18 protein-coding genes are annotated in these 21,680 nt (G+C 64.1%); 8 read left to right on the top strand and 10 right to left on the bottom strand.

Going from position 1 to position 21,680, the window contains the following annotated elements; all coding sequences use genetic code 11:
• Positions 1-224: 224 nt before the first annotated feature.
• Both pgm and ACSMXN_RS00655 read left to right on the top strand, forming a co-directional pair.
• A complete protein-coding gene (gene pgm / locus ACSMXN_RS00660; protein ID WP_022914993.1) occupies positions 225-1,910 on the top strand; it encodes a phosphoglucomutase (alpha-D-glucose-1,6-bisphosphate-dependent) in 1,686 nt (561 codons plus the stop codon).
• A 112-nt stretch (positions 1,911-2,022) separates the two neighbouring features.
• Positions 2,023-3,357 (top strand): HNH endonuclease signature motif containing protein, encoded by a 1,335-nt coding sequence (locus ACSMXN_RS00655; protein ID WP_022914994.1) that lies wholly within the window; start codon positions 2,023-2,025, stop codon positions 3,355-3,357.
• 26 nt (positions 3,358-3,383) lie between these two features.
• On the opposite strand, the gene ACSMXN_RS00650 is transcribed toward ACSMXN_RS00655, so the two are convergent.
• A complete protein-coding gene (locus tag ACSMXN_RS00650; protein WP_022914995.1) occupies positions 3,384-4,214 on the bottom strand; it encodes an aldo/keto reductase in 831 nt (276 codons plus the stop codon).
• Positions 4,215-4,297: 83 nt separating this feature from the next.
• Here ACSMXN_RS00650 and ACSMXN_RS00645 point away from each other — a divergent pair, with 83 nt between their 5' ends.
• Positions 4,298-5,365 carry an adenosine deaminase gene (locus ACSMXN_RS00645; RefSeq protein ID WP_022914996.1) on the top strand — a complete coding sequence of 356 codons (1,068 nt, stop codon included), beginning with the start codon at positions 4,298-4,300 and terminating at the stop codon, positions 5,363-5,365.
• On the opposite strand, the gene ACSMXN_RS00640 is transcribed toward ACSMXN_RS00645, so the two are convergent.
• Together ACSMXN_RS00640 and ACSMXN_RS00635 are read right to left on the bottom strand one after the other, a co-directional pair.
• On the bottom strand, positions 5,344-5,820 hold the full coding sequence (locus ACSMXN_RS00640; RefSeq protein WP_022914997.1) for a hypothetical protein: 477 nt from the start codon (positions 5,818-5,820) through the stop codon (positions 5,344-5,346). The two genes, ACSMXN_RS00645 and ACSMXN_RS00640, sit on opposite strands and share 22 nt — an antisense overlap.
• Before the next feature lie 113 nt (positions 5,821-5,933).
• A complete protein-coding gene (locus ACSMXN_RS00635) occupies positions 5,934-7,889 on the bottom strand; it encodes a trypsin-like peptidase domain-containing protein (protein ID WP_022914998.1) in 1,956 nt (651 codons plus the stop codon).
• A 182-nt stretch (positions 7,890-8,071) separates the two neighbouring features.
• Here ACSMXN_RS00635 and ACSMXN_RS00630 point away from each other — a divergent pair, with 182 nt between their 5' ends.
• Positions 8,072-9,145, top strand: coding sequence for an AI-2E family transporter (locus ACSMXN_RS00630; RefSeq protein WP_022914999.1), 1,074 nt, complete (start codon positions 8,072-8,074; stop codon positions 9,143-9,145).
• Positions 9,146-9,161: 16 nt separating this feature from the next.
• On the opposite strand, the gene ACSMXN_RS00625 is transcribed toward ACSMXN_RS00630, so the two are convergent.
• Positions 9,162-10,250 (bottom strand): glycerate kinase, encoded by a 1,089-nt coding sequence (locus ACSMXN_RS00625; RefSeq protein WP_022915000.1) that lies wholly within the window; start codon positions 10,248-10,250, stop codon positions 9,162-9,164.
• Positions 10,247-11,452 carry an N-methyl-L-tryptophan oxidase gene (gene solA, locus ACSMXN_RS00620; protein ID WP_022915001.1) on the bottom strand — a complete coding sequence of 402 codons (1,206 nt, stop codon included), beginning with the start codon at positions 11,450-11,452 and terminating at the stop codon, positions 10,247-10,249. Before solA ends, ACSMXN_RS00625 begins: the two co-directional genes overlap by 4 nt.
• Before the next feature lie 105 nt (positions 11,453-11,557).
• On the opposite strand from solA, the gene ACSMXN_RS00615 reads away from it, so the two are divergent.
• Positions 11,558-12,388 carry a hypothetical protein gene (locus ACSMXN_RS00615; protein ID WP_022915002.1) on the top strand — a complete coding sequence of 277 codons (831 nt, stop codon included), beginning with the start codon at positions 11,558-11,560 and terminating at the stop codon, positions 12,386-12,388.
• Here ACSMXN_RS00615 and ACSMXN_RS00610 read toward each other — a convergent pair whose 3' ends face one another.
• Positions 12,389-13,468: a glutamate--cysteine ligase gene (locus ACSMXN_RS00610; RefSeq protein WP_022915003.1), complete on the bottom strand. Its 1,080-nt coding sequence runs from the start codon at positions 13,466-13,468 to the stop codon at positions 12,389-12,391.
• 139 nt (positions 13,469-13,607) lie between these two features.
• On the opposite strand from ACSMXN_RS00610, the gene ACSMXN_RS00605 reads away from it, so the two are divergent.
• Together ACSMXN_RS00605 and ACSMXN_RS00600 are read left to right on the top strand one after the other, a co-directional pair.
• Complete coding sequence (locus tag ACSMXN_RS00605; RefSeq protein ID WP_455407798.1) at positions 13,608-14,600, top strand: lysylphosphatidylglycerol synthase transmembrane domain-containing protein; 993 nt, start codon at positions 13,608-13,610, stop codon at positions 14,598-14,600.
• A 73-nt stretch (positions 14,601-14,673) separates the two neighbouring features.
• Positions 14,674-15,375 carry a hypothetical protein gene (locus tag ACSMXN_RS00600; RefSeq protein WP_022915005.1) on the top strand — a complete coding sequence of 234 codons (702 nt, stop codon included), beginning with the start codon at positions 14,674-14,676 and terminating at the stop codon, positions 15,373-15,375.
• Positions 15,376-15,416: 41 nt separating this feature from the next.
• Here ACSMXN_RS00600 and ACSMXN_RS00595 read toward each other — a convergent pair whose 3' ends face one another.
• Positions 15,417-16,028 (bottom strand): hypothetical protein, encoded by a 612-nt coding sequence (locus ACSMXN_RS00595; protein WP_027139861.1) that lies wholly within the window; start codon positions 16,026-16,028, stop codon positions 15,417-15,419.
• 98 nt (positions 16,029-16,126) lie between these two features.
• A complete protein-coding gene (locus ACSMXN_RS00590; RefSeq protein WP_022915007.1) occupies positions 16,127-16,522 on the bottom strand; it encodes a VOC family protein in 396 nt (131 codons plus the stop codon).
• Positions 16,523-16,712: 190 nt separating this feature from the next.
• Here ACSMXN_RS00590 and lysX point away from each other — a divergent pair, with 190 nt between their 5' ends.
• Positions 16,713-20,156 (top strand): bifunctional lysylphosphatidylglycerol synthetase/lysine--tRNA ligase LysX, encoded by a 3,444-nt coding sequence (lysX, locus tag ACSMXN_RS00585; protein WP_455407664.1) that lies wholly within the window; start codon positions 16,713-16,715, stop codon positions 20,154-20,156.
• Between the two features lie 20 nt (positions 20,157-20,176).
• Here the strand turns inward: lysX and ACSMXN_RS00580 are convergent, their stop codons facing one another.
• Both ACSMXN_RS00580 and ACSMXN_RS00575 read right to left on the bottom strand, forming a co-directional pair.
• Positions 20,177-21,205 (bottom strand): ABC transporter substrate-binding protein, encoded by a 1,029-nt coding sequence (locus ACSMXN_RS00580; protein ID WP_022915009.1) that lies wholly within the window; start codon positions 21,203-21,205, stop codon positions 20,177-20,179.
• Positions 21,206-21,280: 75 nt separating this feature from the next.
• Positions 21,281-21,649 (bottom strand): 4Fe-4S dicluster domain-containing protein, encoded by a 369-nt coding sequence (locus ACSMXN_RS00575; RefSeq protein WP_022915010.1) that lies wholly within the window; start codon positions 21,647-21,649, stop codon positions 21,281-21,283.
• Positions 21,650-21,680: the final 31 nt, after the last annotated feature.

Below are 21,680 nucleotides of genomic sequence, written 5' to 3'. Positions count from 1 at the left end.
GAGCTCCGCAGACGGGGGGACTGGAACGGCGTCCCGTGACCGGCGCGGCCGTGTCTGACCGCGCTATGGAATACAAGTCCAGTTCTCCTCCATTTCCGGCACCCAAGCGATGTCCCTCATGCATCCATCACGCCACCAGCACCCAACCCACTTACGGGGCTCACAGCGCTGCGACCCAGCTCTCCATCGTTTGCGCATTCGGGAGTCGATGGTTGGATCGAGGCATGGCGAACTCAGCGCGTGCCGGCCAACCGGCTCAGCAATCCGACCTGGTGGACGTATCTGCCCTGATCGACGCGTACTACGCGCTTCACCCGGATGTGAAGCAGCCCGAGCAGCGGGTGTCGTTCGGCACCTCCGGCCATCGAGGTTCGTCCTTCGCGACGACGTTCAACGAGGACCACATCGTGGCCACCAGCCAGGCCATCGTCGAATATCGGGCCAGCAATGGCATCGACGGTCCGTTGTACCTCGGCGAGGACAGCCACGCGCTCTCCTCGCCAGCCACCCATTCGGCGCTGGAGGTGTTCGCCGCCAACGACGTCACCGTGTTGGTCGATTCGCGCAACGGGCTCACCCCGACCCCGGCGGTGTCGCGAGCGATTCTGGCCTACAACTCCGGTCGCAGTATCGGGTTGGCCGACGGCGTCGTGGTTACGCCATCACACAATCCGCCGCCGGACGGCGGGTTCAAATACAACCCGCCGGACGGAGGACCCGCTGGTACCGATATCACCGGCTGGATTCAGGATCGCGCGAACGAGCTGCTCGCCGCTGGGCTGCGCGGTGTGAAGCGGGTGAGCTACGACCGGGCCCGAGCTTCGGAGTACGTGCAAGGCTTCGACTTTCTCGACGCGTATGTCTCGGCGTTGCCGACAGTGGTCAACCTCGATGCGATCCGTGAGGCGGGGGTGAGGATTGGCGCCGACCCGCTCGGCGGCGCGTCGGTGGCCTACTGGGCCGAGATCGGGAGTCGGTTCGGCTTGGACCTGACGGTGGTGAACTCGAAGGTCGATCCCCAATTCGCTTTCATGACTCTGGACTGGGACGGCAAAATCCGGATGGACTGCTCGTCCCCGTTTGCCATGGCCTCGCTGATCCGGCTCGTCGAAGGTGATGGCGCCGGCTCGGGCGATGACACCGGCGGGGCCCCTGACTTCGAGATTGCGACGGGTAACGACACCGACTCGGACCGGCACGGCATTGTGACTCCGACGGGCGGCCTGATGAACCCCAACCACTACCTCGCGGTGGCGATCCAATACCTCTTCGCTCACCGGCCCGGCTGGCGCGCCGATGCGGCGATCGGCAAGACGCTGGTCTCCTCGTCCATGATCGATCGGGTTGCTGCCGACCTCGACCGCAAGCTGATCGAAGTACCCGTCGGGTTCAAGTGGTTCGTCCCGGGCTTGCTCGATGGATCGGTCGGGTTCGGTGGTGAGGAATCGGCGGGCGCGTCGTTCCTCCGCCAAGATGGCACCGTTTGGACAACCGACAAGGACGGCATCATCCTCTGTCTGTTGGCCTCAGAAATCCTTGCTGTGACAGGGTCATCGCCATCGGATCATTACCGCGCGCTGACCGAACGGTTTGGCGCGCCGGCCTACGCGCGGGTGGATTCGCCTGCGACACGCGAGCAAAAGGCGGTTTTGGGCAAGCTTTCACCTGATCAGGTATCGGCATCGGAGCTGGCAGGCGACCCAATCACCGCTCGACTCACCGCAGCCCCGGGCAACGGTGCCCCGATCGGTGGGCTGAAGGTTACGACCGAACGCGGGTGGTTCGCCGCTCGACCGTCTGGCACGGAGGATGTCTATAAACTCTATGCCGAATCCTTCGCCGGACCTGAACACCTGGCCCAGATCCAGGACGAGGCCCGTTCGATCGTCAGCGCGGCGCTCGGCGACTGAACCTCGCGTTCGTATCGAGGTTGGTATACACAGCGGTGGTCATGGCGACCCATCCGTATACCAACCTCTCGGGGCAACGAAATTGTCGTACGCCTACGGAAACATCTGTGTCATGACGGACATACAAGTGGTGAGCGGGCGTGTCGGTTGCGGGACGGTCGAAGATCTTTCGCTCGAGCGATTGCAGGGTGAAATCTGCGCCTTGGTTGGGCAGATAGAGACCGCGGGCGCACGTCTGCTCATCCTCGTGGGTGAGCTCGACGCGCGGGCCGATTGGCTTGGTGTCGGCATCAAGTCGTGCGCGCATTGGCTCGCCTGGCGCTGCCACCTCAGCCCGCATGCCGCTCGAGAGCAGGTTCGCGTCGCCCGTCGCCTGCGGGAATTGCCAGCGATCAGGGACGAATTCGGCGCGGGTCGGTTGTCCTACGCGAAGGTACGGGCACTGAGCCGAGTCGCCACTATCGAGGACGAAGGTGCCTTAATCGCATTCGCGCACACGGCGACTGCTGCACAGGTCGAGCGAACGGTCTCGTCCTGGCGCCGTTGCGAGACGCTGGACGAGTCCTCGCGGGCAGAGCGACGCCGGCTGACCTGGCGCGAGGACGAACACGGCATGATTCACCTCACCGCCTGCCTGGACAGCGACGAGGGCGCCGCGGTACTCGCCGCGCTGGACGCAGTCGCACGACGACTATCCGCGACCGGCGCACCGCAACTTGGGAATACGCCGCCCGCACCGCCCGCTCGGCCCACGGCAGACGCTCTGGTCGCCTTGGCCCGGTCATATCTCGGGGCCGAACCAGACGTCGCCGTGAGCCAACAGCCTGGCACCGAACTCGTGGTCCACCTCGACGCAGAGGTTCTGCTGGACGAGGCCGCAGGCGGACGGGCAGCGTATGAGTCCGGTGCAACCTTGACACATAGACAGATTCGCCGGCTCGCATGCGAGTCCAGGCTGTTGGTCATCGTCAAGGATGGCCGACAGATCCTCGACGTCGGACGGTCTACGCGAACCGTTCCGACCGCGATGCGGCGCGCGCTCACCGCAAGAGACGGCGGCTGCGCCGTGCCCGCCTGCACCGAAGGGCGGGCTCGCAAGCTACACGCTCATCACGTGTGGCATTGGGCCGACGGTGGTCCAACGAATCTCGACAATCTAGTGCTCGTCTGCACGTTTCACCACCGAGCCATACATCGCGACGGGCTCACCATCACCATCGACGGCGCGGGAGGCTTCGCGTTCCGCGACGAGCACGGGCAGCCGTTGGAACCGGTGCCTATCGCGCCACGCAACACCGACCCCCTTCCCGAGTTCGACGCCGAAGCAGTTCCGCGCTGGGGTGGTGAACGCTTCGATCTTGACTACATCACGAGCACGTTGCTAGCCAGCCGAGCGGCACGAAAACAGCAGCATCGAGCGGACGAGACAGCCCAGCGGGCCGCGTAGTCCCCGCGGGGACGTCGGACGAAATCTCAGGCGCGGCTGAAGGTGTCGGGGTTGGGGCCAACTCGGTGGCCAGTTTCCAAGCCACTGATCGCCGATACGTCGTCCTCGCTCAACGCGAAGTCAAAGATCTCGAAATTCTCAGCAATTCGAGACGGCGTAACCGACTTCGGAATGATGACATTGCCCAATTGGATATGCCAACGGAGCACGACCTGAGCGGGTGTCTTGCCATGCCGTTCGGCGATGGCCGTCGTCACCGGATCACTCAGGACCGCACCACCCCTGGCGAGCGGCGACCAAGCCTCGGTCACAATCCCGTGTTCGGCATCGAACGCCCGAATCTCGGACTGCGGCAACAGCGGGTGCAGTTCGATCTGGTTGATCGCAGGAACCACACCGGTCTCCTCGATCAGCCGTTTGAGGTGGTCGGTGTGAAAATTCGAAACGCCGATCGCCCGAACCCGCCCATCCGCCTGCAGTTTTTCGAAAGCCCGCCAGGTGTCTACATAGCGGTCGAGCGCGGGCGCGGGCCAATGGATCAGCAGCAGATCGAGCACGTCGAGCCCGAGTCGGCTCGTCGATGCCTCAAACGACTCGATGGCTTCGTCGTAGCCCTGCTCCGAGTTCCAAACCTTGGTGGTGACGAAGACCTCGTCACGTGGAATGCCGGATTCAGCAATAGCGGCTCCCACCGCACGTTCGTTGTCATAGAGCTTTGCGGTGTCAATGTGGCGATAGCCCACTTCAAGCGCTGTACGTACAGCAGCGCGGGTCTCGGATTCCGGCACCAGGAATACTCCGAAACCCAGCTGCGGAATCGTGACGCCATTGTTGAGCGCTATGTTCGGAACGGTCATGACTACAGCCTAGAAGTTACTTTCGACGCCATTTGGCCAGGTCACCAGATGTTCATTCACGAGGTACCTGGGAGAATGCCCGGGTGAACCCAGCATTTGAAGACTCCACACTGCGCCCGCACCCGTTTGCTGATTTCATCGCCGGCCTGCCCAAAGCCGAATTGCACGTACATCACGTCGGGTCGGCGTCGCCGCGAATTGTCGCTGAGCTCGCTGCCCGGCACCCGTCCGCGGGCGTACCTGCAGACGTTGACCAATTGGCCAAATACTTCACGTTCTCCGACTTCGGGCACTTCATTCAGGTCTATCTGTCCGTGGTGGACCTGATCCGCGATGCCGAAGATGTCCGCACGCTGACCTACGAAATCGCCCGCGATATGGCCAGCCTCAACGTCCGCTATGCGGAGCTAACGGTCACGCCGTATTCCTCGATTCATCGGGGCATCCGCGCGGAGGCCTTCTTGGAAGCGATCGAAGACGCCAGATTGGCCGCCGAGCGTGACCTCGGAGTCGTCCTGCGCTGGTGCTTCGACATACCCGGAGAGGCGGGCCTGCCTTCGGCCGAGCTCACCGCCGACGTCGCCACCCGGCTCACACCTGACGGCTTGGTCAGCTTCGGGCTCGGCGGCCCCGAGGTCGGAGTACCGCGCCCGCAATTCAAACCGTACTTCGATGCTGCGCGCGCAATAGGCCTGCACAGCGTCCCCCACGCAGGTGAAACGACGGGGCCCGAGACCATCTGGGACGCCCTGCACACCCTTGGGGCCGAGCGCATCGGACACGGGACGTCAGCGGTTCGTGATTCCAAGCTGCTCGCCTATCTCGCTGAGCACCAGATCGCTCTCGAGGTATGCCCCACATCAAACATTGCCACTCGGGCGGTCGCTTCCCTCGCCGAGCATCCGCTGCCGGAAATGGTCAATGCCGGTGTGCTGGTCACGATCAATTCCGATGATCCCCCCATGTTTTCAACAAATCTGAATCACGAGTACGAGATCGCGACGAGTCTCTTGGGACTGGACGAATCAGGCATCAGCGCCCTGGCGGGCAACGCGGTGAAAGCGTCCTTCGCACCCGACGAGGTCAAATCGCGCGTGCTGACAGAGATCGAGAGCTATCTGGCTACAAGTCAGCACGCGACAAATGGCTGACGATCAGCTTGTGAAATCGGCTGATTCATGGCTCGTAGCGGACGGCCCGCTCTGAAGTGCAGGACTGCAAGCAACCAGAGCACGCCGCCCAGAGCCCAGAATGGCTCGTACAGAAAGGCGTAGTAGCGATCGTCGGTCGTCAACGGCTGTCCGATCGCGCATCTGATTGCCAGGAAGAAGTAGTTCAGCACGGCGTGCCACAACATCAGCGAACTGCCGCCGGCCGCGACGACGAAGAGCCACCGGCGGTACGGATCACGCGCGAGCCGCCAGGCAAGAACGGCACCTGTGAGGCACGCAGGAATAGCAATCAGGTCAATCGCATACCGCGCGCCGCCTCCGGCCGCCCAGTAGATGTGCAGCCCGGCAAAGACACCCGTCCACACCGCCGCGAGCAGCGCCGCGGGATTCGCCTGCCAGTGCTCCGTAGTCGGCCGAGTCAACCCGTTCGTCATGCTTGAAACGCTAGAAAAAATGAACAGGGCCCGGATCGGGGATCACCCCGATCCGGGCCCTGAGTCTGTGCCGGCCAGTATCTGTGCCGGCCAGTATCTGTGCCGGCCGAGATTTAGTCGGCGGGACCGCTACCCAACGTGACCGTCACCGTGTGCGATGCACCGGAGGTGTCGGCGTAGGTGATCTTCGCCTGATCGCCCGGGTTGAGCTTGCTGAAGATCCCCGACAGGTCGGTCGCGCTGCTCACCGATGTGCCGTTGACGCCAGTGATCGTGTCACCCGCGACAAGGCCGGCCTTGTCAGCAGCAGAGCCGCTGACCGTGCCCGAAATCGTTGCTGCGGCGCCGCCGACGCCAGCGCTTTGGGTCGAGAACTGAACACCCAAGAACGCCGGGTAGCCGAGGTGGATGGTGCTCGTCTCATTGCCGGACTCGATCTGCTTGGCAATTGAGGTCGCCTTCGCGATCGGAATGGCAAACCCGACCGTGCTGGTCGATCGCGACGTAGAGGCGGCCGTGTCGATGCCGATGATCTGGTCCTTCGCGTTGTACAGCGGACCGCCGGAGTCACCCGGTTGAATATCGGCGTCGATCTGAATCAGCCCGGTAAGGCTCTCGGAGTTGCTGCCGTCCTCATCGCTGGCGGTGATTGACTGGTCGAGCGCCGTCACCTTGCCGGTTGCCGAGCTCGGCGTTCCGCCGGTACCGCCGGCGTTGCCGACCGCTGTCACCGAATCGCCGACCGCGACCGAACTCGAATCTCCCAGGTTGGCGGTGGCCAGACCTGAGGCATCCTTCAGCTGCAGGACCGCGACGTCATCGGTCGGATCCGTGCCGACGACCGTAGCCGTGTAGGTCTTGCCCGTCGAAACGACGACGACCGAAATGCTGGTCGAGCCGTCCACCACGTGGTTGTTCGTGAGGATCTCGCCGGATGACGTCAGCACCATTCCGGTGCCGGCCGCCTTACCCGTGCCGTAATCGAGGACGGTGTTGATGTCGACAACGCCGACCTGTTGGGTTTTGGTCGCGGTGCCAGTGGTTCCGGTGCCTGAGGATCCGCTGCCATTCGAGCCAGAGCCGAAGCCACCTGAGCCGAAGCCGCCGGAGCCCGAACCGTCTGAGCCCGAACCTGATCCGTCTGAGCCGAACGGGTTGCCGAAGCCGAACTGGCCTTCGCCCCCGCTGCTTCCCGAGCCGCCGTTGGACGAACCGCCCGACTGGCTGTTCGGGGATGTCAAGGCGGTCTGCTGGGACGAATCGCCGTTCGATCGCTCCGTGATGGCGACCGCGCCCACTGCGATGGCCACCGCTGCGGCTGCAGCGACCGAGCCGATCAGGACTCGGCGATGCTTTGGCTTCTGCGGGGGCGGGGGTGCGGAGTAACCGGCTACACCCGGCGCCGGGGGCGCCCAGTAGTTCGCCGGCGGTGCCCAACCATGCTGGGGTGCCTGCTGAGCATTCTGATAGGACGCCTGCGCGTTGTAATAGCCGGCGCGAGGGTCCTGCTGGGCGTAGGGAGACTGGGCGTACGGGTTCTGGGCGTACGGGTTCTGGGCGTACGGGTTCTGGCCCTGCGGGTTCTGGCCCTGTGCGAACAACCCCTGCGCGAACTGGTCAGCGGCACCTTGCTGCGGCTCGGCCGCCCAAGCAGCCCCAGCCGCCGAACCGGCAGCATTGGCGTCATCGCGCTGGACCCAGTTCGTCGGTCCCCACGGACCGTTCTGATACGGGCCGTTCGGGTACTGGGCACTCGGGTACTGGGCACTCGGGTACTGGGCACTCGGGTACTGGGCACTCGGGTACTGGCCACTCGGGTACTGGCCACTCGGGTACTGGGCACTCGGCTCAACCGCGGCGGGATACGGAGTGGTCTGGTGGGGGCCATTTTGAACTGTCGGTGCACCCTGCGTAGGTGCACTCTGGATCGGGCCAGCGCCGGGTAGCGGAATGGGCTGCGAAGCGGGGGCCGCGGCAGGTCCAGTCGGGACTTGCTGGGCCGCACTGGCGGAATCGCGGGGATCGCCCTGCTGGCCGGTCGGCTGGCCGCTGGTGGGATCGTCGCTCATGGTCGTAACCTCGGTTCGTATCTATTCTGATCGCACGAACTCGTTGTGTGAATTCGTTGCAAGCTGGCTGCTCTGTAAGACAGCAAACTCTCCGCACCTCGACGCTACCTTTGAGAAATCACAGCGCTTCCTGTGAACGCTAATCCGGGTTGTCGTCCCGAAAGTCCACTAGCCTGACCTCGATGGACACCAAAGGTGCAGTGCCGGTCGGCGGAACGCCGGACGACTCCGAAGTGACGGTGCGCCGCCCTCACTCGGTGATCGCCTTCGCACTCTGGTTCGCCGTCGGTGTCGGCGTCGCCTACCTCGGCTTCGTGATCTTCGAACGCCTGAAGAACGTCATCCTGATCGTGGCGTTCGCGCTGCTGATCGGCGTGACCCTCGATCCGATGGTCCAGTTCTTGCACCGCCGGGGCATGCGCCGTCCGCTCGCGGCATTCGTTACCTGGCTGGCGGTCGTCGCGCTGCTGAGCGCGCCATTCATCCTCGCGATCGACGCGGCCAGCACCCAGTTACCCGGCCTGATCAAGGATGCGCCGTCACTGATCAAGAACGCCGAAGGCCACCTAGGATCGCTGGGCGATCGGCTCTCCACAGCCAACAACGCCTCGACCACCAGCAGCTTCAACCCGACCAAGGTCCTCAACTACGTCCTGACCAGCGGCGAGTTCCTGTTCAACGCCGTGACCGACATCGTCGTGGTGGCATTCCTGTCGTTGTATTTCGCTGTCGGCCTGCCCAAGCTGCGTGACCTCTCGCTCATGGCGGTTCCAGCGACCCGTCGGGGGCGAGCTGGCCGCATTGTGGACGAACTGATCACTCAGGTCGGCCGTTACATGTTGTCGACGGTCATGATCGCCCTGCTGTGCGGTATCGGCACCACCGTCTGGGCGTTGTCCTGGGGCATCCCGTACCCCGTTCTGCTGGGCGCACTGGTGTCAGTGTTGTCACTCGTACCGGTCATCGGTTCGACAGTCGGTGGCGCGATCGTCACGCTCGTATCGCTGACCGTGAACCTGCCTACCGCCGTCGCGACGCTGATCTTCTACATCGGATACCGGATGGCTGAGGACTATCTCATTCAGCCGCGGGTCATGAAGTTTTCCGTCGAGCTACCCGGCGTGATCACGGTTCCCTCGGTAATTCTGGGCGGCGCGATCCTCGGCATTCCGGGGGCGCTGTTTGCTGTGCCGGTCGCGTTGATCATCCGTGTGCTCGTGCGGGAGTTCGTGTTTCCCGCGACCGACCGAGCTTGACGGCCGCCCGAAAGCGTTAGCCGTCGGACCCGATCTGGGTGGCCAACTGCGCGCCCGCGGTCGACAACCATCGCTCGGGTTCGGCCATGGCCGCCTCAGTGGAGCCGGCAAGTCCGCTCAGGCTGACGGCGTCCTGCACCACCTCGGCGAGACCGCCGACGATCGAGCCGGCGATCAACCGGGTTCGCGACGCTCCGGCCAGGCCCAGGACGTAACCACAGACCTTGCCGGTCATGGACGTATCGTCGAAACGTCCCTCGCCGGTCAGGATGACATCGGCTTCATCGACCGCTCGCGGTAGCCCGATCAGGTCCCCTACCGCTGCAGCCCCTGGCACCAACCGGGCGCCCCAGTTGGCCAGGCCGTAACCAGTACCCCCAGCAGCGCCTGCGCCAGGCTGATCGGGATCGCCGCCGAGAACCTCGGCCAATCGCCGAAGGCCCTGATCGAGCACTCGCAGCTGATCTTCATCAGCACCTTTCTGGGGCCCGAAGACCATCGCCGCCCCGTTGGGGCCGAACAAAACCGCGTCGACGTCGACGAGCACATCGACGCCGCCATCAGGGACGGGCTGCAACCGACGCCGATCGACCCGCGCCAGATTGGTCAAGCCTCCGCCACCTACCGGCAAGCTCCCGTGGTAGCCGACGAATTGGGCCCCCAGCGCGGCGAGCGCACCCGTTCCACCATCGGTGGACGCCGAGCCCGCAGGGGCGATGATCAGCCGGCCAGCGCCGGCCCGAATTGCCGCTGCTATCACGATCCCGAGGCCGATCGTGTGGGCCGACATGGGCTCGGGCTGTGGAATTCCTGCTATGCCACAGATTTCGGCTAGTTCGATGACCGCAAGGTCCGCCGATCTGAGGTAGCGACCTTGGTGGGGCAGTCCGATCGCATTTACTGATGGCACGTTTACCCAATGCGGATCAGGCAAAACGGCGCCCAGCACCGCGGCCGTGCCGTCGCCACCGTCAGCCATCGGCAACAACGTCACATCATCATCAGGACGAACCGAGCGCCAGCCCCTTGCCATCGCCCCGGCGGCCTCGTGCGCCGTCATCGACCCTTTGAACTTGTCGGGTGCGATCAGAATTCGCAGCGTCACGACCTCGAAATCCGTTCGGGTGAAAGGAACTCGATCTCGTGCCTGGTCTGCCCGGCGGTTACCAGATCGGCGACGATCTCGCCCACAACCGGCAAGAACTTGAAGCCGTGACCGGAAAACCCAACTGCGAGCACGACTTTCCCCGCTGAGCCAGGGTGCATTCCGAGGACGAAGTCATCGTCGGCAACCCCGGCGTACATGCAGGCCAAACCGGTCAATCGCCGTCCCTTCAACTGTGGAATCGATTTCGCCAGCACGGGCGCCAGCCGAAGCGCGTCCTGGTCGGTCACCGCGCGATCGAGACGATCGGGATCGGTGACAACTCCATCTCGGTACAGCGCGACCTTTACGCCGTGCTCTGCCGGCTGGTGCGGGAACCCGTAGATCTCGGTCGATGGTTCGCCGTCAGCAGTCGGCCACTCCCAGAGGTAGACCGGGAATCGCTCGGGTTCGAAGGCGGTGTAGTCCACGGTTTCCTGAGAAGAATCGTCAGCGCCGGCTCCCGGCAGCGGCTCATACCAGTGCACGGTCTGCCGTTGCACTTCGACCCTGAACTGATCAAGCTTGGCCAACCGGCTGGCCCATGCGCCCGTTGCGATGACTGCTTTCGGCGCATGCACCTCAACGTCGGCGGCCTCGATGTAGACGCCAGCCGGGCCGAGCTGCACGGACTCGACTTCGGTATCGAACCAGAGTTCGGCGCCGGCATCGATCGCCAGCTCGATGTTGGCCAGCACGCTCGGCTCGGCACGTGCGAATCCGGCGTTGGCCTCGAAGACCGCCACGTGATCAGGCGGCAGGTTGAACTGCGGAAAGCGTTGCTTCATGGCCGTGGCATCGAGAAGCTCGTGCGCCAAACCCCAGCGACGCGCAGACTCCAAGGTTCCCTTGACGACTGCGCCTTCAGGCGGCCCGATCATCAGGGCGCCGCATCTGACGAACAGCTGCTCTCCGAACGATGCGGACAATTCGTCCCATAACTCGTAACTGCGCTGCAGCAACGGCACGTAGTCCGGCCTTTCGAAATACGCCTGGCGGACGATACGGGTCGATCCGTGCGATGAGCCGAAGGCGTGTGCCGGTGTGAATTGCTCGATCCCGAGTACCCGAAGACCGCGGCGGGCAAGGTGATATGCCGCCGAGGATCCCATCGCTCCGAGCCCGACGACGATGACGTCGTAGTCCGGCTGATCGTCGCCCATCACATCATCATGTCAGCAACGTCGCGCCCCGCCATTGCGCAGGTTCGGCCGCCTACTCACACTATCCCCACACGCGGCCAGGTCAGGGCAGCTACCGTATGTGACGTGAGTTGGCTGACCGATCCGGACGAGGAGTGGAGTCCGGAGACCGAACCCGGTCGCAGCGGACGCCACGAGTCGGCTGAAACAGCCGCTGCGAACGCTCGTGCTGGGTCCGGCGCGGGGCCCGCCCACTCCGGCTTTCCCGACTACCAGGGTGACTGGGGCGGCGGTCCGGTAGAGCCCGTCGAGCCGCCAGGCCCTGCCGGCCCTGATAGCTACGTCGACCGCGATGATCGGCCCAGTCGGCTGAAGATCGCCGGCATCATCGTGACTGGTTGGCTCGTGGTCAGCGCGGCCGTGCTGCTGTTTCTGCTGCTCATCCAGGGTCCACACAAGAACACCGGCTCGGTGGCAGACCCGACGTCGAGCGCAGCAGCACCTACCGACACCAATTCAGCTTCGTCCAGCCTGCCGGACGGCTGGGTGCAACAGACCACGGACGATCAGACGAACTGTGCCATGCACGCTTACGGACAGGTTCAGGCCTTTCTCGCCAAGACCCCTTGTTCCTCGGTGCATCGGGTACTTTCGACGACCAATGTCGGCGGCCGACCAGTGGTCGTCGCCTCGTACACGATCACCTTCAATTCCGCCGCCCAGGCCAACAGCTACAACGCGCTGGTGGCTTCCGATGGCACCGGCAACATCAGCGATCTGCTGCGGGAGGGAACGACCTACCCCGGGGCGCCGGGCAAATTACCGCCAGCTGGCTTCGCATCCCGGGTGGACGGGGTTCAGGTGCAGGTAGCCGAAGCCGGCTATGCCGCTGGCGCCTCGAGCAGCGCCGACCCCACGCTTCAGGGACTGGCACAGCAGGCTGTCGCAAAACGCTAGTCAGGCCGTGCGGGACACGACGTCCAGGGCAACCTGGCCCAACTCGCCAAGCCGGTCGAACGCCTCGCGCTGCTGGGCAGCGCCGGTCCCGCGGTCGAGCATCCGGCGCAGCCCCTCTTCGACCGAAGGCAGATCTCCGCTCTGCACGAGCGCAGGACGAACATGATCGAGTAGCTGATCCAACAGGTTCGCGGCCTTGACGCCGCGGCGGCTGATCGGATCCACCAGGTCACCGTCCAACCCGAAGCGAGCCGCGCCCCAGCTCGCCACCCGCAGGACCTCGCTGCGAATCATCAACGGTGGCACCCCTGACGACGCCTGAGCGCTCGCGGTCTCGACCAAGGCCCGCGCGAGCCCGGCGATCGTGACACCGTCTTCGAGTGAGGTGCACACATCAGCCACCCGAATCTCGACCGTCGGATAGTTGCGCGACAACCTTGCGTCGAAATAGATCATGCCCTCGTCGAGCAACGTACCTGACCCGAGCAGCTCGTCGACCAGCTCGCGGTAACTGTCGGCGTCGCCGAAGAGCTCGTTCGGCCCGGCCGTCGGCCACTGGCCCCACACGATCGTTCGGTAGCTGGCGTAGCCGGTGTCTTCGCCTTGCCAGTACGGGGAGTTCGATGACATCGCGACCAGCACCGACAGCCATGGCCTGATCCGATCGAGGATCGCGACACCTTCGGCGGGTGAGGAGATCGAGACATGGACGTGCATGCCGCAGGTCAGTTGTTGCCGTTCCAGTAACCCGAAACGGGTCTCCATCCGCTGGTAGCGCTCGTTCTCCGTTGTCGTGGCTCGACCACCGACCGGGCTCGTGGCAGTCGCGGCAACCGCCAGATCACGCTCAGCGGCGGCGGCGCGAAGTGCATCGCGACGCATCCGCAGATCGAGTCCGACGGCGGCCAGGCTGTGGTGCGGCACCGAGGCGATCTCGGCCTGTTCCTGTTTGAGTTCGTGTTCGGCTGGTGGATCCAGTCGCCGCTCCGCTTCGGCGGCGACTTCGTAGTAACCGGGGACGGGCACACCGGTAACCGCATCGACGAGCAGCAATTCTTCTTCTACCCCGACGCGTCGCATCTGCCCATTCTGACCGAATTCTGCCGAGGAGTGCCACTCAGGCCAGATCGTGCAAAGTTGGGGTTACCCCTACTCGGTTTGGGGGCATTCCCCGACAGACAAGGCATCGCCTGCTCGCGAGTATTGCCTCGTGACCTTGATGATGGATCGGCCCAGGGAACCGGCAACGGTTCGAGATTTTCGAGCGGCCAGGCGCATCGCCACCATCCTCAGCGGCGGCGCAGTTGTCGCGGCAGCCAGCCTGCTTGCCCTACAACTGCGAAACGCGGACCTAGGTACCGTGCTGGCTCGCCTGAGTTGGCCGGATCTGGTGTTCGCTGTGTTGTTCATGGCGTTGTCGCTATTCGCCGGCGCCTACAACTTGCTCGGCTTTACGCCACTGCGATTGAAGCTGCTACCTACCGTCGGCGCACAACTGGCAGTGAGTGGTTTGCGAATCGTGGCACCCTCGGCGATCAGCACTCCGGCGATCGCCACTCGATACCTGAACCGATGCGGCGCCAGTACGCCAGATGCGCTGGCCACCGTAGCGGTGGCGCAGACCGCTCAGCTCGCGGTAACCGCCGTCGTGGTCACGGGCATCGGCGCCCTTTCCGGTGACGTGGCGTTTTCGCACACCTCCCACACTCTCGATCCATCGCAATTGGGTTGGGTCGAATTGGGCGCGCTGGGGTTGGGCATCATCGCCTTGGCGAGCGCGATCGTCCTACTCGCTCGGATCAGCACCCTGGTTCGTCGCGTGCTCAGCGGCGCTCACCGGAGCCTCGGGATGCTGTTCCAACACGCCCGTCGCCGGCCATCGATGGTCGCCATCGGCCTGTCGGCCTCGGCGGCCCTGACCCTTACCCATGTGCTGGCTTTTGCCTTCTGTGTGGCGGCGGTGGGCGGGCACGTGTCGTACCTCTCCTTGATCCTTATCTACCTGGCATCGGCGAGCGCCGGGTCGCTGATCCCCACCCCGGGCGGCGTGGGAGCCGTCGAAGCTGCGCTGATCGCCGGACTCACCGCAACCGGCATGGCGTTGCCGGTCGCCGCCGCCGCGGCCTTGCTATCTCGAATCGTTTCGGTCTGGCTACTTGCCATCCCCGGCTGGCTGGCATTGCTCGCCATGCGGCGGCGTGGCCTGCTCTAGCTCGCACAGATCGACTGCGCTCACCCCGCGTGGCGTCCCGCTGACAGCGGGCTCGCTGACATATCAATGTGCCGTGCAGTCCAACCGTGCCCAAGGCCAGAAGCACCCGGGCGAAGCACGGTTGCCCGCTGCGATCGCGGTGCTGTTTGCGATCGCCCTGTACGCGCTCTTGCCCAGCTCGCTGCTGATCGGCCCACGGTTCGTCATACCCACCCTCGAGGTCATCCTCTTCCTACCGCTGATCGCCGCCAACCCACGGCGGATGAGCAAGCAGAACCGGTTACTGCGGCGGTTGTCCATCACACTGTTGTTGCTTATCGCCGCTTCCAATCTGGGGGCATTGATTTTGCTCGTCCGTTCGCTCATCAACGGCGAAGCCGTGGCAGGTGGCCAGTTGCTGGGCGCCGCGGGACAGGTTTGGCTGACCAACGTGCTGGTCTTCGCGCTGGCGTTCTGGGAACTCGATCGGGGTGGCCCGGTCACCAGAATTCGGGTGGGCAGGCCCAGGTTGCCCTCGGCTGACTTTCGTTTTCCTCAGGACGAGGATCACGATGCCATTGCCGAGGTTGCCCAACGTTCTTCAGCGAAATCCGGCTGGGCACCGGGCTTCGTAGACTATCTGTACGTGTCCGTGACCAACTCGTCGGCCTTCAGCCCGACAGACACAATGCCGTTATCGCCACGGGCGAAACTACTGATGGCTTGCGAATCGGTATCCGCACTCGCGATATCTGTGCTGGTGGTCGCCTTCGGAGTCGGTTTGCTCCAGCAGTAGACCCGTGGACAGCGGCAACGCTATTGACTGGCCGCCCTTGACTAGCCGCCCTGTTCGATACGAGATCGAACCGAGGACATCGACTCACCGTTCTTGAGGCGACTGGCCATCGTCTGCCCGTCCACTCGACGCCGAAGGTCTTCTGGAGTAAGGCCGGCCCGTTCGCATTGAGCGATGAGATGTGCGTCGTGGGCACCCAAGCCCGCTGCTTTCCAGCGATCTATCGATTCGGCGCTGCGCGCCTGATCGGCGAGCATCTGCTCCAACCCAGGGTCAGCGACCGGCTCGCTACTCGCTGACGGCGGGTTGGGCGACTGATTGACGGAGTACGAGCCAGGCGCTGCAAACGGGTCGTTGACCTTCGCCTGCTGCCGCGGACGGCTCTGCGCAGTGCTGGGAGCGAACGCGGGCGCAACTCCACCGGCCGCGGCCCGCCGCGCCGAGGGTGCTTCCAGGGTCACGGAAAACAGCGGGTTGCCGCCTGCTCCGGCGAAACCGCCTTTAGGCCCGCGCAGATGCGCTCGGACCTGATCGGCGAGTTCGGTCGTCAGGCGTGCCGCTGAGTTCGTGGTGCCGCTGAGTTCATCGATGGCGCGAAGTACAACCGCGCTCGATATTCCCAATTCGGCAGCCAAAGTGTGTACATCGATCAACGTCCACTGCTCTTTCTCGATTTACTGAAGGCGCCGCTACCTGAACTGTAACCGCTTCTGGCGCTCAGCGTTGAATTCAGCTCATCATTTAACTTCGGTCAGCGTTGGTCTTTTCGTAGCGGATGGTCTGCGGGGATCTCCACGAGGACGATCTGCACCCCGTCCGGATCGTCAATCCACATCTCTATCAGGCCCCAGGGCTCCCGTCTGGGTTCCCTTCGTACGCTGACGCCGGATGCCACCAAGCGCTCTCGCTCAGCACGGACGTCACGCACCTGTAACCACAGCGCAATCCCATCCGGGTTGAGCCCTGGCGCGTCAGCGTTACCAGGCGTTACCTCGAGCAGGCTAGGTCCGAGAAAGAACACCAGGCCACGATGCTCGGGTGGGCCGAACTCGCGTGCGATCGCCAAACCGAGTACCTCCCGGTAGAACGCTTGGCTTCGTTCGGCATCGCGCGGACGCAGCAAGATGCGGCTGCCCAGAACATCCATCGCCAGGCCTCCCTCACAACGAACGTCGCTACGATCTTGGGCGACTGTCTGGCTCGAACATTAACCCGTTTGTGCGCAGTGGACAGTTCCACCGAGGTATCAACCTCACGTAACCTTCGCATTGGCTGAGAAGCGTCGGTCACGATTGCAGGCAACGGCCGCCCGGCGCCGGGCAAAGGAGGTACGACAGGTGACCAGTACGGGTCTGAGTGCCGGTCCTGCCGGCGTCCCGGAGGCCACTGGGCCTGACGACGCCACCGACACTCTGAGCGCTGTGGCACTGACCGCCTCGCCCGCGACGACACCGTTGAGTCCGGTCGACCCGAACAGCTGGCAAGAAAAGTTCGCCTCGCTGGTTGGTCGCGTCATCATCATTGCCGGTTTGTGGTCGGTCGTCAGCCTGATCTTGCGACCGATTCACTGGGTCCACCGGATCGACGACATCTTCGGCCTGGTCAACCTGCCCGCTGGCCCAAGCCTGTTCTCCATCGTCCTGCTGTTCATCGTCGGCGGGGCGGTTCGACGGCGAATGCGGGTCGCGCTCTGGTTGCTACTCGCCTTTCAAGTCCTGGCGGCTGGTTATCTCATCGCCGTGTTGGTCGAGATAGCGATGAACGCCGAGGACACCAAAGACCTGAAGGTGCTCGACACCGCCGAACTGTTGGTCAATGCCGTCCTGACGGTCGTGCTGGTCGTGCTGCTGTGGATGTGCCGTCGGGCGTTCCAGTCCCGCCTCGAGCCAGGCGCGCGTTGGCGATCGATCGGGGTGTTGATCGCCGGTCTGGCCGTGTCGGTGATCGTCACGATCTCGCTGACGTTCCTGTTCCCCGATCACCTGACTGGATTCGGCCGCAAGATCGCCTGGGCAGTTCGGGTGTCTTTCGGGGTCGAACCTGACCCGACCGAAGTGGGCTGGAAGGGCCAACACGGGCACCATTGGGTCGCCGCCGTCGGTGGTCTGATTTCAGCCGCGTCGCTGATCCTGGCCGCGCTGATCTTCTTGCGCTCGGCTCGGGCGAAGGCGTACCTCACCGCTCAGGACGAGCTCGCGGTGCGTGGACTGCTGCTGCAGGCCGGCGAGCGCGACTCGCTCGGTTACTTCGCTACGCGCCACGACAAGTCCGTCATCTTCGCACCAGAACATACCGCCGCCGTGACTTACCGGGTGCTGGTAAATGTCAGTCTGGCTAGTGCGGATCCGATCGGACCGCAGGCGGCTTGGGCGCCGGCCATCGACGCATGGCTGGCCGAAGCGAGATCGTTCGGGTGGTTCCCCGCGGTCCTTTCGGCCAGCGAAGACGGCGCCAGGGCATACGTCGCGGCCGGCCTCAAAGCATTGCCGATCGGCGACGAGGCGATCATCGAGGTGGACGACTTCACCCTCGAGGGACCGACGATGCAGCCGGTCCGACGCGCAGTCCATCGGGTCCAGCGAGCCGGCTACACGATCACCGTTCGGCGGCACTCCGACCTGTCACCGAGCGAACTCGCCGAGATCGAACAGCGCGCTGAGGACTGGCGTGGTGACGACACCGAACGCGGGTTCTCGATGGCGCTCGGCCGCTTGGGCGATCCGGCAGACGGGCCGTGCGTGGCAGTTCTTGCCCACGATGCAGACAGGCGCCTTCGGGGCATGCTGTCGATGGTGCCGTGGGGTAAGCGAGGATTGTCGCTCGATCTGATGCGTCGCGATCGGGATTCGGAGAACGGGCTGGTCGAGGCGATGGTGGCCGAACTCGTCAACGCTGCGCGCGACGAGCTCGGCGTGCGAGCGATCTCGCTGAACTTCGCCATGTTTCGCGGCATCTTCAGCGCCGCAGAGCGGGTCGGTGCCGGGCCGGTGGTCCGCTTGACCTCCAAGATATTGACCTTCGCTTCCAGGTTCTGGCAGATCGAGAGTCTTTACCGGTCCAACGCCCGCTACCTCCCCCGCTGGAAACCCCGCTATCTCTGCTACGACTCGTCCTTGACGTTGACCCGGGTAGCGCTGGCCTCGGGCATCGCTGAGGGCTTCCTGCCTGCCATCGGCGGTTCACGTGAGCGCGGCGAAGACGGCGAGGTCAGCTATGAAGGCCAGGAGATGCCCTTCGACGAGGCCGTCGAGACACAACGCCAGAATCTGGCGCGAGTGGCCGCGCCACGGCGACGACTCAGCCAGCAGCAGCGAATCCGGCACAGCAAGATCGACCGCCTTCGTGCGGCCGGGATGGATCCCTATCCGGTATCGGTGCTGCGTGACGCAGAGATCGGCGAGGTGGTTGCCCGCTTCGCGAACCTGCCGCCAGATTCACACACCGAGCAACGGGTCGCGATCGCCGGCCGGGTGCGCGCTCTGCGAGATCTGGGCGGATTGACCTTCGCGGTGCTTCAGGACGGTCCGGCTTCGATTCAGGCAATGGTGGATGCCGAAACGCTGAACGCCCCCGCTTACCGCCTGTTGCGCGCCACGGTTGACCTGGGCGACTACATCTCTGTTCAGGGCGAGGTGATCACCTCCCGTCGCGGCGAACTGTCCGTCCTGGTCGACGGCTGGCAAATGGCCTCAAAATGCCTACGGCCACTGCCAGACGCTCATGCAGGCTTCGCCGACCCTGATGCTCGGGTGCGGTTACGTCACGTCGACCTGATCGTGAATCCGGATGCGATGGAGATGATGCGGAACCGGAGCATCGCCGTCCGCGAGATCCGGAAGTCCTTTGACCGAAGGGACTTTCTCGAGGTCGAGACGCCGATGTTGCAGCCCGTGCACGGCGGCGCGAACGCGCGGCCATTTATCACCCATATAAATGCTTACGATTCAACGCTGTACCTCCGGATCGCACCGGAGCTGTTCCTCAAGCGGCTGGCGGTCGGAGGTATGCGCCGGGTCTTCGAACTGAACCGGAATTTCCGCAACGAAGGCGCCGACGCCACCCACAATCCAGAGTTCACCTCGATCGAGGCGTACCAGGCCTACAGCGATTATCTGGGCATGCGTGACTTGACCCGGGAGCTGATCCTCGAGGTGGCCACTGCAGTGCACGGCGCGCCTATCGCCAAGCGGCCCGGCCCGGACGGCAGATTGGTGGACGTCGATCTCTCGGTGCCGTGGCGTTCGGTGACCGTCCACCAGGCGGTCTCCGACGCCGTTGGAACGACGATCACCGCAGACACCAGCCTGACGGACCTGATCGAGCTGTGCCATTCGAAGGACATCAGACTGCCACCGGACGCGACCGCCGGCACCATCGTGGCCGAGTTGTACGACGAGTTCGTCGAGAAGCAAACGGTCATGCCGACGTTCTACCTTGACTTTCCAACCGAAACGTCACCACTGACCCGCAAGCACCGCCTCGATCCCCGGCTGTCCGAACGTTGGGACCTGGTAGCCTTCGGCGCCGAGACCGGCACTGCTTACTCGGAGCTGATCGATCCGGTAGATCAGCGGCAACGTCTCACCGACCAGTCTCTGAAGGCCGCGGCGGGCGATCCTGAGGCAATGCAGGTGGACGAAGCATTCCTCTCCGCGCTGGAATACGCCATGCCGCCGACGGGCGGACTGGGGATCGGGGTCGACCGGTTGGTCATGATGCTGACCGGTGCCTCGATACGCCAAACACTGGCGTTCCCCTTCGTCCGTCCCGGCGGCCGCTGACGCACTCCCCCTGGGTCTAATCAGCTGCTCGGCACCTTCCACGCGTCGATGTCCACGACGCCCTTCGACAGCTTGTTCTTGGCGAGGAATTCATTGGTGCCGGTGAGAAGCGTGATGCCGGCAGGTGTGAACGGCTCAGGCTTGAAGGACGAGATCGGGTTGGACACCTTGATCACGTCCACCGTGGTCCCCGTCGCGGTTGCAGCGAACGGGTAGTAGGTGTCTGGGTGCGCGGTGAGATCAGCGATCGAAGCGGTTCGCACCTTGTTCCACGCAGCAGGCAGTTCGGGGTGCGCGGCAAGCGCCTTTCCGGTGATGATCGTGACATTCGTCCCAAGCAGATCCTGATGATCGACGGAAGCCTTGTCCAGAATGGGGAAACCAGCTTTGGATAGCGCGCCGGTGAGCTGCCCCGCGGGCGCAGCGTAGGCAGCGATACCACCGCTCTGCAGCGCGGCCAGGGCCGCGGTGGTGTACACGTGGGTGACCTTCACCGAATCGGACAGGCCTTGTTGTTGTAGCAGCGCGATCAAGTAGCGGTACATGTAGCTGCCCACCTGCGTCGCGATCGTCTTGCCCTTGAGGTCAGCGATCGTCTTGGGCCCATTCTTGCTTGCAAACAACCAGGTATCCGAGCCGACCGCGCCCTGGTTTACCAAGCGGGTATCGATGCCGTTGGCCTTTGCGGTCAGCGCGGGCGTGTCACCGAGCATCGCCAGATCCAGCGAGCCACCCGATAGCGCGGCCGACAGGTCTGGACCATTCTTGAACGGCAGCCATTTGATCTGCGATACGCCGACCGCTTTGAGTCCGGTGAGCAGCGAACCGTTCTGGTTGGCCCAGCCTTCTGGCCCTGAGGGCGTGGGGGTGTTGGAGATGAAGCCGACCCGGAGAGTGAAGGACTCCTGCCCGTCGCTCGAGGCGCCCGATTTGCTGGAGCAACCCGAGAGGGCCAGCGCACCGGCTATGAGCAGCACGACGGCGGCGAACAGCCGGCGGCGCGATGCAAACGCCTTGAGGTGTTTGTAGGTCAATGATGCAGTAGACATGGTGAAATCGACTCTCGTTGGTGGTTGATGAGCTGAGGGTTCCGTCGAGCGGGTCGCCCGGCGGGCTGCTGCTGGCTACTGGACGTCGACGGGATGTCCATGTAGCGCAGCCAATTCGGGAAGGTCAGGGTTGCGATCGCGCAGGCTGCCAGGCTTTCGTCCATTGCCCCAACCGATCCAGCGTCGGTATTCGCCCATCCGGCCGGCCTCGACGAGTGCGGGCTCGTCCCGGTACGGCGAATCGGCCTCTGCCGGGCCGGCCAGGGGCGCGACGAACAGTGCGTCGACCGGGCAGTAAGCCTCACAGAGAAAGCAGGTCTGGCAGTCCGATTGCCGAGCGATGACCGGATGGGCGCCGGGAATCTCGTCGAAGACGTTCGTCGGACAGACCTCCACGCACTTGTTGCAGTCGATGCATCGCTCGGCCGACACTATCTCGATCATGCGGTCCCACTCACGGTTCTGGTCCCGATGC

The sequence above is a fragment of the Parajatrophihabitans canadensis genome (assembly GCF_053764775.1).
This window is presented reverse-complemented; position numbering and strand designations above follow the sequence as displayed.

Coding starts and splice junctions, on each gene's coding strand:
- pgm (WP_022914993.1), top strand. CDS start 225: ATGGCGAACTCAGCGCGTGCCGGCCAACCGGCTCAGCAATCCGACCTG.
- ACSMXN_RS00655 (WP_022914994.1), top strand. CDS start 2,023: ATGACGGACATACAAGTGGTGAGCGGGCGTGTCGGTTGCGGGACGGTC.
- ACSMXN_RS00650 (WP_022914995.1), bottom strand. CDS start 4,214: ATGACCGTTCCGAACATAGCGCTCAACAATGGCGTCACGATTCCGCAG.
- ACSMXN_RS00640 (WP_022914997.1), bottom strand. CDS start 5,820: ATGACGAACGGGTTGACTCGGCCGACTACGGAGCACTGGCAGGCGAAT.
- ACSMXN_RS00635 (WP_022914998.1), bottom strand. CDS start 7,889: ATGAGCGACGATCCCACCAGCGGCCAGCCGACCGGCCAGCAGGGCGAT.
- ACSMXN_RS00630 (WP_022914999.1), top strand. CDS start 8,072: ATGGACACCAAAGGTGCAGTGCCGGTCGGCGGAACGCCGGACGACTCC.
- solA (WP_022915001.1), bottom strand. CDS start 11,452: ATGGGCGACGATCAGCCGGACTACGACGTCATCGTCGTCGGGCTCGGA.
- ACSMXN_RS00610 (WP_022915003.1), bottom strand. CDS start 13,468: ATGCGACGCGTCGGGGTAGAAGAAGAATTGCTGCTCGTCGATGCGGTT.
- ACSMXN_RS00605 (WP_455407798.1), top strand. CDS start 13,608: ATGATGGATCGGCCCAGGGAACCGGCAACGGTTCGAGATTTTCGAGCG.
- ACSMXN_RS00590 (WP_022915007.1), bottom strand. CDS start 16,522: ATGGATGTTCTGGGCAGCCGCATCTTGCTGCGTCCGCGCGATGCCGAA.
- ACSMXN_RS00580 (WP_022915009.1), bottom strand. CDS start 21,205: ATGTCTACTGCATCATTGACCTACAAACACCTCAAGGCGTTTGCATCG.
- ACSMXN_RS00575 (WP_022915010.1), bottom strand. CDS start 21,649: ATGATCGAGATAGTGTCGGCCGAGCGATGCATCGACTGCAACAAGTGC.